Raw genomic sequence first — 15,922 nt, 5'->3', positions numbered from 1 at the left:
TCACTAAAAATACAATTTTGGTATTAAAAATGTAAGTGCATCAAGTTTTAAATTTGTAACAATATCAAAGATTTTAACAGGAATCAATAACCTTGTGTTACTTTGAAATTTTAAACTATTTTTATCCATTATATAAAAAATGATAATGAATTGTAAAGTTTTTCTTCTTATACTGGGTATTTTTCTTTGTTTTCCTCTCGTAACATTTTCGCAGTATTATACTTCGGGAGAAGATCCCGCCTCCTTAAAATGGAATAAAATAGAAACGGATAATTTTAAATTGGTATTCCCTTCCGGTTATATTGGGAAGGCACAGTATCTCGCTAAAGTTTTTGAAGAGGTTTACAAATATGGTTCAGAATCATTAAATCATCAGCCTAAAAAAATAAGTGTTTTAATTCATCCGGAAACTTCATATTCAAATGGTTTTGTAAGCTGGGCGCCCAAGCGGATTGAGTTATTTCCTACCCCAAATCAACAGATGCATGCGCAAGAATGGTTGCAACAATTGGCCATGCACGAATTCAGGCATGTAGTACAGATAGATAAACTTAATACAGGTTTTACAAAGATTTTGAGTTATGTTTTGGGAGAACAGGCTGTAGGTGCAGTGTTGGGTTTAAATGTGCCTATGTGGTTTTTGGAAGGGGATGCTGTTGCTGCAGAAACGGCACTATCAAAATCGGGAAGGGGGCGCTCGCCATGGTTCGAACAGAGAATCCGGGCGCAGATAATGGAAAAGGGTATTTATTCATATGATAAGGCGTATTTTGGATCGTATCGTGATTTTACGCCCAATTATTACGAAATGGGGTATCAATTGGTGGCGGGAGCAAGGGCTCGGTATGGTGCCCAAATTTGGGAGGAGGCTTTATTCAATACGGGCAGGAATAGTATGTGGTTTTACCCTTTTAGTAATGGAATTATAAATAAGATTGGATATAATAAAGATCAGCTATATAAAAACGTTTTTGCTGGTTTGCATAAAGATTGGGAGAGCCAGGATGGTGAAACGGTAAAAACAAATTTCCAGTTGATTTCGAAAAGGAATGATGCCTATATAAATTTCAAATACCCGCTTGTTACTGAAGAGGGAAATATTATTGCAGAAATTTCCGGACCTGGAGAAATAACTCGTTTTGTAAAAATAGACTCCTTGGGCAATTATTCTACAATTTTTACTCCCGGACAAAAAAATGATGAGCCATTTTCGTATGGAAACCATGTTGTTTGTTGGGCAGAATATACCCCTGATGCACGTTGGGAAAACCAGGCATGGTCTGTAATTAAATGCTTCGATTTGTCAAATTCAAAATTGAGTGTTGTAACAAAAAAATCAAGGTATTTTGCTCCGGAAATTAGTCCGGATGGAAAATTCATTGCCGCAGTAAAAGTAAGTACTGATAATAAATATAACCTGGTGATTGTTGATAGGTTTTCGGGTAAAGAGGTTAAAGAATTTGTAAATAATGCATCAGATTACATCATGTCGCCATCATGGAATATGAATGGAGATGAGATTGTGTATATCTCCTTGTCGGATAAGGGGAAAAGGGTTTGTGTGGTTGGTGCGAATGGTGGAGATGTGAATGATGTTGTAGTGGATTCGTATCAGGATATCAGGTATGTGTCATGGAAAGATAACAATACGATTTTACTAACAGCTGGTTTTAGTGGAACAGAGGAGATTTATGCCGTTGATAGGGGATCAAAAGAGGTGAAACAGTTAACGCAGTCGCAATATGGTTGTTCCCATGCTGTATTTAATAACCATTCTGGAGAAATTGTATTTAATACATATACTGCTGATGGATTTATGGTGGCTAAAGCATCAGAAGGGGATTTGTTGAATGTACCTTTGTCGCGGGTAAGCAATCACTCAAAAAAGTTGTATCATACCATTTCAAAACAGGAATCCGGGCAACCTGATTTTATATCGATAGATACTATCCAGGATTATCAGGTAAAAAAATATTCAAAATGGAATTTATTTAATTTCCATAGTTGGGCACCGGCTTTTATAAGTATCAATGATGAAGTTGTTAATGCAGGCTTATCTACATTTTCGCAGAACTTATTGGGAACGGCCATTACTTCGGTTGGATATAATGCAGATTCGCAAAAAAAACTGGAGAAATATCACTTTAATTTTCAGTACAGGGGCTTTTATCCTGTTTTTGAAGTGGATGTTAAGCATGGAGATGACAAAGTAGTATATGATGGACTATATGGAAATGACAATGAAGCTTTTTATTTGCTGGCTAATGAAAAAATTCACCAAACACAGATTGAAGCAGGATTGAAACTTCCTTTAAACCTGACTAAAAATAAGTATTATAGTTTGTTACAACCATCTGTTGATTATAACTTTTTTCATCGGTCGGGATATGAAATAAACCGGACCGAATATACTCAGGGTATTAATCGGTGGATTCCTGTGCAAGGTTCTGAATCGATAATTTATAACTCCAGTGTTGACTATTCAACAATGGAGTATGGACTTTATTATCATCACTTAATGAAGCGTTCGGAAAGGGATGTAACTACCCGTTGGGGGCAGCTGTTTCAGTTAAATTATCAAAGTACTCCATTCAATGGAATTGATGCAGGTAGTATTTGGGGTTTCAGTTCCCGTTTGTATTTTCCCGGTTTTCTAAAGCATCATTCGGTCAGGGTTGATAACGAATACCAAACAAAATTAAAAGGCGAAGAATATGATAACGGTAGTACTGAAATTGTTGCATATAGGACATTGGGAGATTATGTGAATTTTGCACGGGGATACGGGAGGTATGCAAACAATCGGTTATACTCCTTTAAAGCTGATTATATCTTCCCCCTTTGTAATCCGGATATATCGTTACCGGGGATTTTATATTTAAAACGCATAACATCAAATGTGTTTTTTGATTATACAAAAGGATGGCAGGAGATCACTGATGCAGTAACACGGCAAAATAATACAGCATCGTATGAGCTTAAATCATTGGGAGTAGAATTTAGAGGCGAAGTTCATGTATTGCGGTTTATTTATCCGCTATCGGTGGGTTATAGATATGCACGATTGTTAGATATAAACAGTAATCATCATGAATTTTTACTGGGCTTGAATATTTCCGGTTTTTCGGTAGGGAAAAAATAAAAAATGACTGAAATATAAATTATGCCGAGTTTAGGTTATTATTATATTTGTAGGCTGTTTAGATAAAAACAAATTAAGATGATTGATTTTTCGCAGGCAACCATTGAAAGTATGGTTGTACATCATATTGGGTCAAGGTCAGAAGCTGAACCAATTAGATTTTCAAAGGATACCATGGATTTGCAGGATGATGAGATGGTAAAGGATGTGTTGTTGAATTATTTTTTTAAGCCATTTAAGGATGATTCATATTATACCTTTTTTCATCCGGAAGATTTGGAACAGAATATTGTTTATACCAATGTGAGGGATCTTTTTGAAGGAGCCGGAGATTTTTATCAGTCGTCTATTCAGATTTCAGAATGGCTTTATGAAAATTCCAATCATCCCAAAATAAGGGGTGGAGAATTGTATCTGGCAGTTTTTAAAAATGTGGTAGTGGATGGAGAACTGGTTGATGCCATGGGGGTTTTTAAATCGGAGAACAAGGAAACATTTTTAAAGGTGTATCTGAATAACCAGAATTTTGAACTGGGTACTCAGGAAGGAATCAATATTAAAAAACTGGATAAAGGCTGTTTGATATTCAATACCGAAAAGGAAGATGGATATAAGATCTGTTCAGTGGATAATATTAATAAAGGAAATGAAGCTCGGTTTTGGGTCGATGATTTTTTAGGTCTTCAGCCCAGGGAAGATAATTATTACTTTACAAAGAATTACCTTGAAATGTGCCGGGGCTTTGTGGATAATGTTTATAATAAAGAAAATGACGTAGCCAGAGCTGATCAGATTGATATGCTTAACCGTTCAATGGATTTCTTTAATAATAAAGATAGCTTTAATGAAGCCAATTTTGAACACGAGGTTATGGGGCAACCTGAAATAATTGATGCTTTTAAAGATTATAAGGAAAGCTTTCAGCAGGAGGGTAGTATGCCTTTAAAAGAAGAGTTTGATATTTCAAAGAGTGCAGTAAAAGGTCAGAAGGGTACATTTAAATCAATTTTGAAACTAGATAAGAACTTTCATGTTTATATCCATGGACGCAGAGATTATGTGGAACGAGGATATGATCAGCAAAAAGGATTGAATTACTATACTCTTTATTACGAAGTGGAAAGTTAAATTGCCTAAATAGAGAATTTATTGTGGCAGAAATTAGTCAGAAGAAAGTATTGGAGTATTGTATTGGAATCAATGCTCCTTTTGCAATATATAAGAATCCAGGAGAAGAAAAAATAACTCTGCTCATTAGTGAAGAAGTGGGAGTGTATGGAGACAAAGAGCTTTCAGGATACTTAAAAAAAAGCGGTTTTGTTATAGCACCTTTTGATCTGCAGCATGATGCCGGATTGTTTTTAAAAGATGATTTTGTTGTTGAAGGATCAACTTCTGCCGAAGTATTTGAAGCAATTAAACAAATCAAAACGTCAGGTGATCAAACTACTGAAAGTAAATGCTATGCTACCTATAATTCATATGAAAAACAATATCGCCAATTATACAAAGCAATAGAATCAGGTAAAATAGAAAAAGCCATTCTTTCGAGAATAAAAAGAGTTGATGGGGTTGATGATTCTTGTGCTGCTGATTTGTTTTATAAGTTGTGCAGCAAATACCCGGAGGCTTATGCCTTTATGTATTATACCTTAAATTCAGGCTTGTGGGTTGGTGCCAGTCCTGAGCTTCTTTTCAAGGTCGAAAACAATTTGGGCACAACAGTTTCGTTAGCCGGAACCATCAGTGAAGGAGAGCATTCGCAATGGCAGAATAAAGAAGAGGAGGAGCAGCAGATTGTTACTGATTTTGTCACAGATGTTTTAAAAAGATATGGGGTGGATGAGGCAGATGTTGATGGTCCTAAAAGTGTAAAAGCAGGTAGGTTATTTCATCTTAAAACAATCTACAGGTTTGCAGTAAACGGATTGCGAGATAAGCTTGGAGATTTTGTTAAAGATCTTCATCCTACACCAGCTGTTTGTGGCTTGCCTAAAAATGAAGCAATGGAGGTTATTCGCCGGGTAGAAGAGCATATGCGCAGTTATTATGCAGGTTTTATTGGCAGAATTAACAATGGGAATGTAGAGTTGTTTGTTAATATCCGATGCATGAAGTTTAATGATGGTGGTGTTGATATGTTTTTGGGTGGGGGTATTACTGTTGGTTCGAAGCCTGAGCAGGAGTGGAATGAAACAGAATTGAAAGCAAGTACTCTTTTGGATGTTATAAATGAGATAAAAGGTTAATTGAAAAGTATGTCTTACGAAATATCTGATAAATCGTCTGTTAAAATATTGGTTCAGGTATTAATTGCCAAAGGACTGAAGGAGGTAGTGATTTCTCCCGGTTCACGCAATGCGCCTTTAATTCTCTCATTTAGCTCTATCCCTGAAATAAAATGCTTTACCATAGTAGATGAAAGAAGTGCAGGCTTTTTTGCACTGGGGATGGCGCAACAGTTACAAAGGCCTGTGGCATTATTGTGCACAAGCGGTACGGCAGCGCTAAATTATGCTCCTGCCATAGCAGAGGCATTTTATCAGGAAGTTCCGTTGGTGGTTTTAACAGCTGACAGGCCTGTGGAATGGCTTGGTCAGGCGGATGGACAGACTATTCCCCAGCAGGGATTGTATCAAAATTATGTGAGGTTTCAGGCAAATTTGCCTGTAGAAGCTATTTTACAGGATGATCACTGGTATGTAAAACGACTGGTGTCAGAGGCCTTTAACAGAGCAAATGGAAATGTGTCAGGTCCTGTTCATATTAATGTTCCGTTACGTGAACCATTGTATAAAAAAGGGGAGTTGAAACCGGGTTCATATAACACCATTGATGTTGTTGAACCATCAAGTGCGCTAAGCGAGGAAAATTTACGTGCTTTAGCTCAACAGTGGAGCTATGCTAAAAAGGTGATGGTAGTCTGTGGAGTTTGTCACCCAAATGAAGAGTTGAATAAAGCTATTAATGTCTTATCGCAGCAACCCAATACTGTTTTTCTTACAGAAACCACCTCAAATATTAAGGGTGAAAATATTGTAGAGTGCATAGACAGGCAGGTTTTTAGTATTGAAGAAGACAAGGCAGTTGATTTTTCGCCCGAGCTGTTAATCTCTTTTGGGGGACAAATAGTAAGTAAACAGATCAAAAAGTTTTTAAGGAACAATGCTCCCCAAAATCATTGGCATATTTCATTAAATGAGGAGGTTATTGATACGTTTCAGCATTTGTCATTAGCAGTAAAAGTGAAGCCTGAAATGTTTTTTTTGCAAATGGCCGGCTGTGTGCAATCTCAGGATTCAGATTATAGGGATTTGTGGATGGGCTTAAGTGTTAAAAACCGATTGTTGCATCTGGATTATTGCAATGATGTTGAATGGAGTGATTTTAAAGCTTTATCACACATATTTACAAATTTGCCACAGAATATCAATTTACAGTTGGCCAATAGTACGCCAGTAAGGTATGCCCAATTGTTTCAGGATGAAATTCATGAGGATACTTTTGCCAACAGGGGGACGAGCGGAATTGATGGATCTACCAGTACTGCTGTCGGAGCTGCTTATGTATCTCAAAAGGCTACGCTTCTTATTACTGGCGATATGTCTTTTTTTTACGATTCAAATGGCCTGTGGAATAAATACCTTCGTAAGGATTTTAAAATTGTATTGATCAATAATGGAGGTGGCGGTATTTTCAGGTTTATACCTGGCCCGTCACAAACAGAAGAGCTGGAAGAATTTTTTGAGGCAAAACATAATCAATCGGCAAAATATATTGCTAAAGCTTTTGGATTAAGGTATTATTCATGTTCGGGTGAAGATGAATTAAGGACTGTATATAATGAGTTTTTGCTTGAAAATGAACAAGCTTCTATATTAGAGGTATTTACGCCAGGTGATTTGAATGGTGAAATACTTCGAAACTACTTTAAGAGTTTAGTGTTTAAAATATAAAAACATTTTTGTAATGAGTAAATATAGCTGGGAAACAATAAAAGAGTATACCGACATCAAGTTTGAATTTTTTGAAGGTATTGCAAAGGTTACTATTAACCGGCCAGAGGTTTATAATGCATTTCGACCTGAAACAAACATGGAAATGCTGGATGCTTTTGAAATATGTAGAGAGCGTCAGGATATTAATGTTGTAGTTTTAACAGGGACAGGGGATAAGGCCTTTTGCTCAGGCGGAGACCAGAAGGTGAAAGGTGTTGGAGGCTATATTGATGAGAATGGGGTGCCTCGCCTGAATGTGCTTGATTTGCATAAAAAAATACGCTCTCTTCCTAAGCCGGTAATAGCTATGGTAAATGGTTATGCCATTGGAGGTGGTCATGTATTGCATGTTGTTTGTGATCTGACTATTGCTTCGGACAATGCACGATTTGGACAAACCGGGCCTAAAGTAGGTAGTTTTGATGCAGGTTTTGGTTCCTCGTATTTAGCCCGCCAGGTGGGACAAAAGAAAGCTCGTGAAATATGGTTCCTATGTGAACAATATACCGCAGAGGAAGCTGAAAAAATGGGTATGGTCAATAAAGTAGTGCCTCTGGAAGAACTGGAAGATATAACAGTGCAGTGGTGCAGAACAATTATGAAAAGAAGCCCGTTGGCTTTACGAATGATAAAAAGGGGACTTAATGCCGAACTCGACGGACAGCATGGGATAATGGAGATGGCAGGTGATGCAACTTTAATGTATTATTTGATGCAGGAGGCCCAGGAAGGGAAAAATGCATTTTTAGAGAAAAGGGATCCTGATTTTGGACAATTTCCGAAGTTTCCCTGATACATTAGTTCGTTAGTTTTTTATAAGTGTTAGATTATGAGATGCTTAATGAAATCAACTTAAGTTAGGTAAAAATCTGATTTTAAGTATCTTGCAAATAAGTCTCTTATCTCTTATCTAAAATCTAACGATCTGTTATGATAAAAAGAACTATAAAAACTCTGGCAATAAACGATTGTCAGAGTTTTTTACTATACTACAGTTGGATAGCCTTGAAGTATCTCTGTAATAGTTGTTGATAGGAGGTTGTAGAATACAATTACAGACACCGTATATAGTATTAATGAGATAATGGTTAGTATCCCAATAAACCGGTAATACGACCTTAAATTTTTAAATGCCAAATCAACATCCTGTCCATTCTGTTTTTTTAATCCACGCTTAATTTTATTTGAGAATCCATTTAAAAAATATATGGGGAAAAACATTATCACAATAAATGCAATAGTAGTGATAAAAAAGGATATGGGAGAAAATGGAAGAACTTGTTTTGTGCTTTCTACCAAAATCATAAAATTAGTAAACAGGGCTATTAGGATATAGAGAGTCCAAAAAACAAACCCTAGTACTGCAAGGAATTTTGTCCATCTGGCAATTCCGTATATATGAGAAATGGCTTTGTCCGAAAGTAGTAATGATGAGTATTTATTTTCCATAGTTTGCATAATTTAATCGAACACTAATATAATTAAAATCCAATTTAGGTAATGGGTTTTCTGTATTTATTGACTAATCTATTCGATAAACTCATTTTCATATGAAGCAGTGACTTTAAATGAATAAAGTTGTAACTTATACAATGATTGCATTAATGTGTTGATAATTAGTGTGGTTGTTAAGGCTAACTCTAAAGTGCGGTTGTTGAATTTAATATGGAACGGTATGAAAAAGAGTTGGTCATTAAAGAATATCAGGATTGGGAGAAGGTTGAATTTAGTATTGGGTTCGGTAGTAGTGATTATCATTTCGGCCTTTGGGATTTTTGCCTTACTATCAGAGTACAAAACGGTAAGTCTGTCAATGGATTACCTGTCGTATGAAGAAACTCATAACCTTAAAACAATGATTGAGTTACAAATTGAAACCAAACAAGAGTTTGTCAATTCCTCTATGTTAGTAGCTCATGATTTTTTTTATCAGGAAGAAGTGGGTATAAACGAGCGCAAGGCCACCATGGTTCAGGCTGTTAACCAGAAAACAAAACAAGTATCTGTAGTTGAACTACCTGGTTTTATGCGTGGAGGACAGGCTGTTTATGGCAATAATCTATTTGTGGACAGGTTGGGCGAAATGACTAATGGTTCGGTTACTGTATTCCAAAAAATTCCGGATGGCTTTTTAAGAATATCAACCAATATAAAGGATCAACAAGGAAATAGGGCTGTAAACACTTATATACCCAATGATTCTCCTGTTGCAAAGGCAGTGGTAAAAGGAGATACCTTCAGGGGACGGGCCTTTGTTGTTGATGATTGGTATCTTACTGTTTATGAACCTATTTATGTTGATGGTGAAGTGGAGGGAATTCTTTATGTAGGAATGAAAGAAAAAGATCTGGCAAAAGTTAAGCAGATATTTGCCGGTAAAAAATATCTGGAAACGGGCTATCCGTTTATTATAGATAAGGAGGGGAAGATGTTAATACATCCAACCGGAGAAGGTGAATACTTTACTGAAGATGATTTTTTTAAAAAGATAACAGAGTATTCAAAAAGTGCAGATAAGGGGAAGTTTTATTATGATTTTGAGGGTAAAGGAAAGGTGTTGTATTTTGAATATATACCGGCAATTGAATCGTTTGTGGCCGTATCTTATTATAAGTCAGATATTGATAAGGTAATAGTAAAATTGCTAATAGCAATATTGGTTGCCTTGTTTATTGGTATTGTGGTTTTTATTGTTGTAAACAGATATGTGGCACGTTCAATTAGTAAACCTTTAGAGAATACTATGGAGTTTGCCAAACATCTGGCCAGTGGTGATCTGTCTGCTAAAGTACAAATAAATCAGAAAGATGAAATTGGTCAAATGGCATCTGCTTTAAATGAGATGGTAGGCAAACTCAAAGAGGTTGTGTCAGAGATTATTACAGGTTCATCTAATATTGCTTCGGCCGGGCACCAGGTTAGTTCAACTTCAATGCAAATATCGCAAGGGGCAACTCAACAGGCTGCTTCTGTAGAGGAGGTATCTTCTACTATGGAAGAAATGGTAAGTAACATAGAGATGAATGCTCAAAATGCTAAAAGCACCGGGCAAATTTCCGAAAATGCACATAAAACAATGAAGGGTGTATATGAGGGGACTCATAAGTCAATTGAGGTTACCAATAGCATTTCACAAAAAATTAAGGTAATAGAAGACATTGCTGCACAAACCAATATTTTGAGTTTGAATGCAGCCGTGGAGGCAGCAAGGGCTGGTAGCGAAGGGAGAGGTTTTGCGGTTGTTGCAGAAGAGGTACGGAAATTGGCTGAAGTTAGTAAAGTAGCTGCCAATGCTATTTCAGAATTGTCCAGAAAGAGTATTGAAGTTGTTCAATCGGCAGGTGACCAGGTGAATGAAATGGCACCGGAGATAGAGAAAACAACTGAAATGGTTCAGGAAATATCTACATCAAGTGAAGAGCAATTAAAGGGCGCAGAACAAGTCAATACCGTAATACAAGAGCTAAATAATTTGACACAGCAGAATGCTTCGGCAAGTGAGGAATTGGCAGCAAGTGCTCAGCAATTGTCTGCTCAGGCAGATAAGCTTAAGGAGTTGATTAGTTATTTTAAAATTAACGGACACACAGAAATCTCACAGCAGAAAAATTCCGCCCCAAAGAAAGCGAATCCTAAAAAACAGACAAGAATAGTGCATAAGGATAAAGATAGCGTGGTTCAAAACCATCCTCCTGTTAATCTGGGTAAGGTCGTTAAGAATATAGATAAAGATTTTGACGAAGATTTTGAAAAGGGTTTTGATACCTTTTAATATCTTTGGGGCTTATTTTTTAAGCCATGTCCAAAATAAAATCTTACATTTCATCCTTTCGTTTGCGTACGCTTCCGTTGGCAGTATCAACTGTGTTAATGGGTAATTTTTTAGCCTCATATGATGGAAATTACAATGAAGCGGTGGGTTTTCTTGCCATATTAACCACTATCTTTTTACAAATTTTATCCAATGTTGCCAATGATTATGGAGATGCGGTTTCCGGCGCTGATAATATGGAGCGGGTTGGTCCTGAGCGAATGGTGGCTTCTGGTAAAATATCAATGAAAGAAATGAAGCTGACCGTCATTGTTTTTGCTTTTTTATCATTGGTGTCAGGTGTAACACTGATAGTTTTTGCAGATTTTGAGGCAATAAGTTTAAAAAGTTGGCTTTTCTTATTGTTGGGAATGGCATCTATTGTAGCTGCTATAAAATATACTGTAGGCAAAAATCCATATGGTTATAGGGGAATGGGCGATTTGTTTGTGTTTGTATTCTTCGGATTGGTTGGGGTTTTAGGAACGTATTTTTTGCACGTAGGCACCTTGAACTTTTGGTTGTTGCTACCTGCAACTACAGTTGGGCTGTTGAGTGTTGGTGTATTAAACCTGAATAATTTACGCGATGTGGATAGTGATGCCAAATCGGGGAAAAGAACACTTGTTGTTATTAAAGGAAGTAGTTGGGGTAAAAAATACCATTTGTTTTTAATTGTTGGTTCAATGCTTCTGTTTGTTATTTACGGATTGGTTTGCTTTGAGTCTATTTGGCGTTGGTTTTTTATTCCTGTATATATTCTTTTGGTTAAAGACTTGGTTTTTGTTTATAAAAATCAGGATCCTTCTAATCTTTATCCCTATCTGAAAAAACTTGCACTGGCTACATTTTTCCTTGTTTTATTGTCGGGCGTAGCATTGTGTATATAATAAATTAGTCCGCAAAATGTTAAGAGCATATTATAAAAAGCATAGATTCCGGTTTATTACACCGGGTGGAACTTCCCGTGGTGTGTTAACGCATAAAGATAGTTGGTATTTATTTGTTTGTGATTCCCAAAATGCTGAAGTTGTTGGAGTTGGTGAATGTTCCGTTTTACCTGGTCTCAGTATTGACTATGTGCCAGGGTATGAATCAAAGATTCAAGAAGTGTGCGAAAATATAAATGAGTATGCTCAAAATTTGCATGTTGCACTGATCGATTTTCCATCTGTGAGGTTTGGATTAGAAATGGCTTTGCTTGATTTGGAAAACGGTGGAAAAAGAATGGTATATTCAAGTGGTTTTTATAGCGGAAACGCAAGTATTCCAATTAATGGCCTTATTTGGATGGGGGAGGTTGCCTATATGAAATCACAGTTAAAGCAGAAGCTGGATGATGGTTTTAACTGTATTAAAATAAAGGTTGGAGCTATCGATTTTGAGAAAGAAATTGAGCTGATAAGGGGGATACGTCAATCATTTTCTCCTGCCGAAATTGAAATACGGGTGGATGCCAATGGAGCTTTTACTAAAAATGATGCAGAATCAAAGCTAAAAAGGTTGAGTGAACTGGGAATACATTCAATAGAGCAGCCTGTAAAGGCAGGACAGTGGGAATTGATGGCAGATCTGTGTTCGAAAGGAATTCTGCCCATAGCCCTTGATGAGGAATTGATTGGCATAAACGGGGTATCTCAAAAGCAAAGGCTTATTGATACCATAAAACCGGATTATATCATTTTAAAACCTTCGTTGCTTGGAGGGTTTAAAGCTTCAGAGGAATGGGTGCATATAGCTGAATGTGCCGGAATTAAATGGTGGGCTACATCTGCACTTGAAGGCAACATCGGACTCAATGCCATTGCGCAGTGGACTTCATTACAAAATAATTCAATGCCACAGGGCTTGGGTACCGGACAGGTGTTTTCAAATAACATTAATTCTCCATTAAAAGTTAATGGGGGCCGTCTTTGCTATGATCAAAATGAAAGCTGGGGGGATTTGCCATGAAGGGTTATCAGGGAATAAAACTTGATGGGATTTACAGGGAAAAAGAGGGGTTGGTTTCCTTTTGTGAAGAAAAGTTGAGTGATAAAGCAATCCCGGAATGGATAAAGCCTGTATATTCTTTTATACTTGAATGGGTAAGTGATTCAGCTCATGTTATGGGGTGTACATCCGGATCTACAGGTAAACCTAAAACGATCCGATTGTATAAAAAACATATGATTGCTTCTGCTGCCAAAACAGTAAAGTATTTTAACTTGTCATCCGAAAAAACAGTGCTTTTGTGTTTGTCAGCCAATTATATAGCCGGAAAAATGATGTTGGTTCGTGCCTTTGTTGGTGGGTTTAATTTGTTGTTAAAAGAGCCTACGGGCAATCCTTTAAATGAAATTCAAACAAAAGTTGATTTTGCTGCCATGATACCCATGCAAGTAACTAATTGTCTCAATAGTATTTGCCAGGGCGATAAGGTTGGTGTTGTAATTATTGGAGGGGGGGCTTTAAATGAGGATATTAAAAGTGGATTGCATAATGCAGGTACGGTCTGCTATGAGACTTATGGAATGACGGAAACAGTTTCGCATGTGGCGGTCCGCAGGGTGGGAGAGGCTAATTTTAGAGCCATGCCAAATGTGTTGTTTCAAGTTGATTCAAGAAATTGCCTGGTAATTGATGCGCCGGATGTTTTAAATGAAAAATTAATTACTAACGATATTGTTGATTTAGTATCTCCGTTAGAGTTTAAATGGAAAGGGAGGTATGATAATGTGATTAATTCAGGAGGGATTAAACTGTTTCCTGAAGAAATTGAGAAAAAGCTAAGTAAAGTCCTGTCTGCTGCCTGTTTAGTGTCTTCTGTTGAAGATGAGGTGCTTGGGGAGAAGGTAGTGTTGGTGGTTTTGGAAGGTTGTAATATTAATGAGGTGAAAACAATCCTGTCCCTAAATACTTCTTTATCTAAATATGAAAAGCCTAAAGAAATAGTGCAAATCCCTTCATTCCCCTGTACTGACACAGATAAAATCCAGAGGGGAGAGGTTAAAAATCTTATAGGCAGGATTTTAAATAAATAAGGCTGGAGAAGTAAGCTTTCTACTGCATTTTAAGTTGATTTATGTGTTGGGTTTAGATATTGGCTGAAAACCTGTAATATATCATTAAATAATAATATGATATTTATTTTCTTTGTGAACTTTCCAAAGAAGGGGTGCTTTTTTGTAGAATATTTATCTAATAATGAATAATATAAGGAAAATGATGAAAATGAAAATGCTTTGTAGCTTGTTGTTAATTGTGTTGACCATTCAGTCAAGTTGGGCGCAAGATGAAGCTAAAGAGGGATATCAATTTGAAACTATTTATGATTTAGAGGCTACATCAGTTAAGAATCAAAACAGATCAGGTACGTGTTGGAGTTTTTCAGGATTATCGTTTTTGGAATCAGAAATGTTAAAAGCAGGAAAGGAGCCTGTTGACTTATCTGAAATGTTTGTAGTAAGAAACTGTTATTCAGATAAGGCAAGCAAGTATGTTCGTTTACATGGTAACTTAAATTTTGGCGCAGGAGGTTCGTTTGAAGATTTGTTGTATGTTTGGCGTAATTATGGTTTGGTTCCGGAAGGTGCCTATGATGGTTTGCATTATGGTGAGTCGAAGCATGTACATGGTGAAATGGATGCCTTGTTAAAATCATATGTAGATGCTGTAATCACAAATAAAAACAAGAAGTTGTCTACTGTATGGCATAAGGGTTTTAATGGTATTTTGGATGCTTACCTGGGTGTTTACCCTGAAACTTTTTCATATAAAGGTAAAGAATATACTCCACAGTCGTTTGCTAAAGAATATACAGGGATTAATCCTGAAGATTATATCATCGTTACATCTTTTACCCATCACCCCTATTATTCAAAGTTTATTTTTGAGGTGCCTGATAACTGGGTTTGGGGTGAGGTATATAATGTTACGCTGGATGATTTAAAAGAGGTTATGCATTCGTCGCTTGAACAGGGACATACGTTTGCCTGGGCTTCGGATGTTAGTGAAAAGGGTTTTTCATTCAGAAATGGGGTAGCCATAGTTCCTGAAAATGATATTGAAGAATTATCTGATTCGGAAAGATCAAAATGGGAGAGTATGACCAAAGCTGAAAGGGAAAGAATGATGTTTAGTTTTGATGGTCCTGTAAAAGAAAAGTCGGTATCGGCAGAAATGCGTCAGGAATTGTTTGATAATTACCTTACAACAGATGATCATGGAATGCATATTACCGGGATGGTAAAGGATCAGGAAGGAAAATGCTATTATAAAGTAAAAAATTCATGGGATACTAATAATAAGTATGATGGGTACTTTTATGCCTCAGAACCTTTTGTTTTGCTTAAAACCATGAACATAATGATCAATAAAAATGTTCTTCCAAAAGAACTAAAGAAGAAGTTAGGTTTAAAGTAATAAGCATTGTCTTTTGAATTAAATAAAAAATTCCGATATCATCATCAACGTTTTACCCAATCAAGTAAATTATGGTATCAGGATGAGGCCATCTCTTTTAAGAGGTGGCTTTTTTTATATCTTTGTTTTGGAGCTAAGAAAAAATTTTAAAAAAATATATAAAATGAGTTTTAAAGACTATAAAACCAGATTGAAAATTAAGGCTGAGGCTGAGGACATATATGCAGCATTAACAAATCCATTTACAATTGAATTGTGGTCGGGGTATCCTGCCGTGATGAGTACTGAGCCGGGGTCGGAGTTTTCACTATGGGAAGGAGATATTGCAGGTAAGAATATTGAGTTTGAAACAAATAAAAAAGTAGTTCAGCAATGGTATTTTGGTGAGCAGGAGGAACCATCTATTGTTACAATAAAGATTTTTGAACAAAAAAATCTCTGCCAGGTGGAGTTGGTGCACACCAATATTCCTGAAGATGATTTTGATGATATTTGTGAAGGATGGAATGACTACTATCTTGGAGCCATAAAAGAATTTTTTGAAGAAGATTAAGTCTGCATAAATCC

Annotated in this window: 12 protein-coding genes; 11 read left to right on the top strand and 1 reads right to left on the bottom strand. The window is 36.5% G+C overall.

Annotated features, from left to right (window positions below; all coding sequences use genetic code 11):
• Positions 1-145: 145 nt before the first annotated feature.
• The 5 genes from OM074_RS09685 to menB all read left to right on the top strand — a co-directional run bounded on the left by OM074_RS09685 (position 146) and on the right by menB (position 7,933).
• Positions 146-3,142, top strand: coding sequence for a hypothetical protein (locus OM074_RS09685; RefSeq protein WP_301199268.1), 2,997 nt, complete (start codon positions 146-148; stop codon positions 3,140-3,142).
• A 78-nt stretch (positions 3,143-3,220) separates the two neighbouring features.
• The gene (locus OM074_RS09680; protein ID WP_301199267.1) at positions 3,221-4,270 is read left to right on the top strand and encodes a nucleoid-associated protein; all 1,050 of its coding nucleotides are present in this window, start codon (positions 3,221-3,223) and stop codon (positions 4,268-4,270) included.
• Positions 4,271-4,293: 23 nt separating this feature from the next.
• The gene (locus tag OM074_RS09675) at positions 4,294-5,391 is read left to right on the top strand and encodes an isochorismate synthase (protein WP_301199265.1); all 1,098 of its coding nucleotides are present in this window, start codon (positions 4,294-4,296) and stop codon (positions 5,389-5,391) included.
• A gap of 9 nt (positions 5,392-5,400) precedes the next feature.
• Positions 5,401-7,098 (top strand): 2-succinyl-5-enolpyruvyl-6-hydroxy-3-cyclohexene-1-carboxylic-acid synthase, encoded by a 1,698-nt coding sequence (gene menD, locus OM074_RS09670; RefSeq protein ID WP_301199264.1) that lies wholly within the window; start codon positions 5,401-5,403, stop codon positions 7,096-7,098.
• 13 nt (positions 7,099-7,111) lie between these two features.
• Positions 7,112-7,933 carry a 1,4-dihydroxy-2-naphthoyl-CoA synthase gene (gene menB / locus OM074_RS09665; protein WP_301199263.1) on the top strand — a complete coding sequence of 274 codons (822 nt, stop codon included), beginning with the start codon at positions 7,112-7,114 and terminating at the stop codon, positions 7,931-7,933.
• Between the two features lie 191 nt (positions 7,934-8,124).
• Here the strand turns inward: menB and OM074_RS09660 are convergent, their stop codons facing one another.
• Entirely contained in the window at positions 8,125-8,589 is a 465-nt protein-coding gene (locus OM074_RS09660) for a hypothetical protein (protein ID WP_301199262.1), read from the bottom strand.
• A 226-nt stretch (positions 8,590-8,815) separates the two neighbouring features.
• Here OM074_RS09660 and OM074_RS09655 point away from each other — a divergent pair, with 226 nt between their 5' ends.
• From OM074_RS09655 to OM074_RS09630, 6 genes are all read left to right on the top strand, one after another.
• Positions 8,816-10,912, top strand: a complete 2,097-nt coding sequence (locus OM074_RS09655) for a methyl-accepting chemotaxis protein (protein ID WP_301199261.1) — start codon at positions 8,816-8,818, stop codon at positions 10,910-10,912.
• A gap of 26 nt (positions 10,913-10,938) precedes the next feature.
• Positions 10,939-11,841 carry a 1,4-dihydroxy-2-naphthoate octaprenyltransferase gene (gene menA, locus OM074_RS09650; RefSeq protein WP_301199260.1) on the top strand — a complete coding sequence of 301 codons (903 nt, stop codon included), beginning with the start codon at positions 10,939-10,941 and terminating at the stop codon, positions 11,839-11,841.
• 16 nt (positions 11,842-11,857) lie between these two features.
• Positions 11,858-12,904 (top strand): o-succinylbenzoate synthase, encoded by a 1,047-nt coding sequence (locus tag OM074_RS09645; RefSeq protein ID WP_301199259.1) that lies wholly within the window; start codon positions 11,858-11,860, stop codon positions 12,902-12,904.
• Positions 12,901-13,974, top strand: coding sequence for an AMP-binding protein (locus OM074_RS09640; protein ID WP_301199258.1), 1,074 nt, complete (start codon positions 12,901-12,903; stop codon positions 13,972-13,974). Before OM074_RS09645 ends, OM074_RS09640 begins: the two co-directional genes overlap by 4 nt.
• Before the next feature lie 181 nt (positions 13,975-14,155).
• Positions 14,156-15,355 carry a C1 family peptidase gene (locus OM074_RS09635; RefSeq protein ID WP_301199257.1) on the top strand — a complete coding sequence of 400 codons (1,200 nt, stop codon included), beginning with the start codon at positions 14,156-14,158 and terminating at the stop codon, positions 15,353-15,355.
• 163 nt (positions 15,356-15,518) lie between these two features.
• A complete protein-coding gene (locus OM074_RS09630; RefSeq protein WP_301199256.1) occupies positions 15,519-15,908 on the top strand; it encodes an SRPBCC domain-containing protein in 390 nt (129 codons plus the stop codon).
• Positions 15,909-15,922 lie beyond the last annotated feature (14 nt).

Origin of the sequence: Plebeiibacterium marinum, from assembly GCF_026013615.1 — a bacterium.
In the GTDB taxonomy this organism is placed as follows: domain Bacteria; phylum Bacteroidota; class Bacteroidia; order Bacteroidales; family Marinilabiliaceae; genus Saccharicrinis; species Saccharicrinis marinus_A.
Note: the sequence above shows the minus strand (reverse complement) of the source record. Positions and strands in the feature narration are given on the sequence as shown.

What these genes read in the sequence shown, in the direction of transcription:
- OM074_RS09685 (WP_301199268.1), top strand. Translation starts at nt 146, where the DNA reads ATGAATTGTAAAGTTTTTCTTCTTATACTGGGTATTTTTCTTTGTTTT.
- OM074_RS09680 (WP_301199267.1), top strand. Translation starts at nt 3,221, where the DNA reads ATGATTGATTTTTCGCAGGCAACCATTGAAAGTATGGTTGTACATCAT.
- menD (WP_301199264.1), top strand. Translation starts at nt 5,401, where the DNA reads ATGTCTTACGAAATATCTGATAAATCGTCTGTTAAAATATTGGTTCAG.
- menB (WP_301199263.1), top strand. Translation starts at nt 7,112, where the DNA reads ATGAGTAAATATAGCTGGGAAACAATAAAAGAGTATACCGACATCAAG.
- OM074_RS09660 (WP_301199262.1), bottom strand. Translation starts at nt 8,589, where the DNA reads ATGGAAAATAAATACTCATCATTACTACTTTCGGACAAAGCCATTTCT.
- OM074_RS09655 (WP_301199261.1), top strand. Translation starts at nt 8,816, where the DNA reads ATGAAAAAGAGTTGGTCATTAAAGAATATCAGGATTGGGAGAAGGTTG.
- menA (WP_301199260.1), top strand. Translation starts at nt 10,939, where the DNA reads ATGTCCAAAATAAAATCTTACATTTCATCCTTTCGTTTGCGTACGCTT.
- OM074_RS09645 (WP_301199259.1), top strand. Translation starts at nt 11,858, where the DNA reads ATGTTAAGAGCATATTATAAAAAGCATAGATTCCGGTTTATTACACCG.
- OM074_RS09640 (WP_301199258.1), top strand. Translation starts at nt 12,901, where the DNA reads ATGAAGGGTTATCAGGGAATAAAACTTGATGGGATTTACAGGGAAAAA.
- OM074_RS09635 (WP_301199257.1), top strand. Translation starts at nt 14,156, where the DNA reads ATGATGAAAATGAAAATGCTTTGTAGCTTGTTGTTAATTGTGTTGACC.
- OM074_RS09630 (WP_301199256.1), top strand. Translation starts at nt 15,519, where the DNA reads ATGAGTTTTAAAGACTATAAAACCAGATTGAAAATTAAGGCTGAGGCT.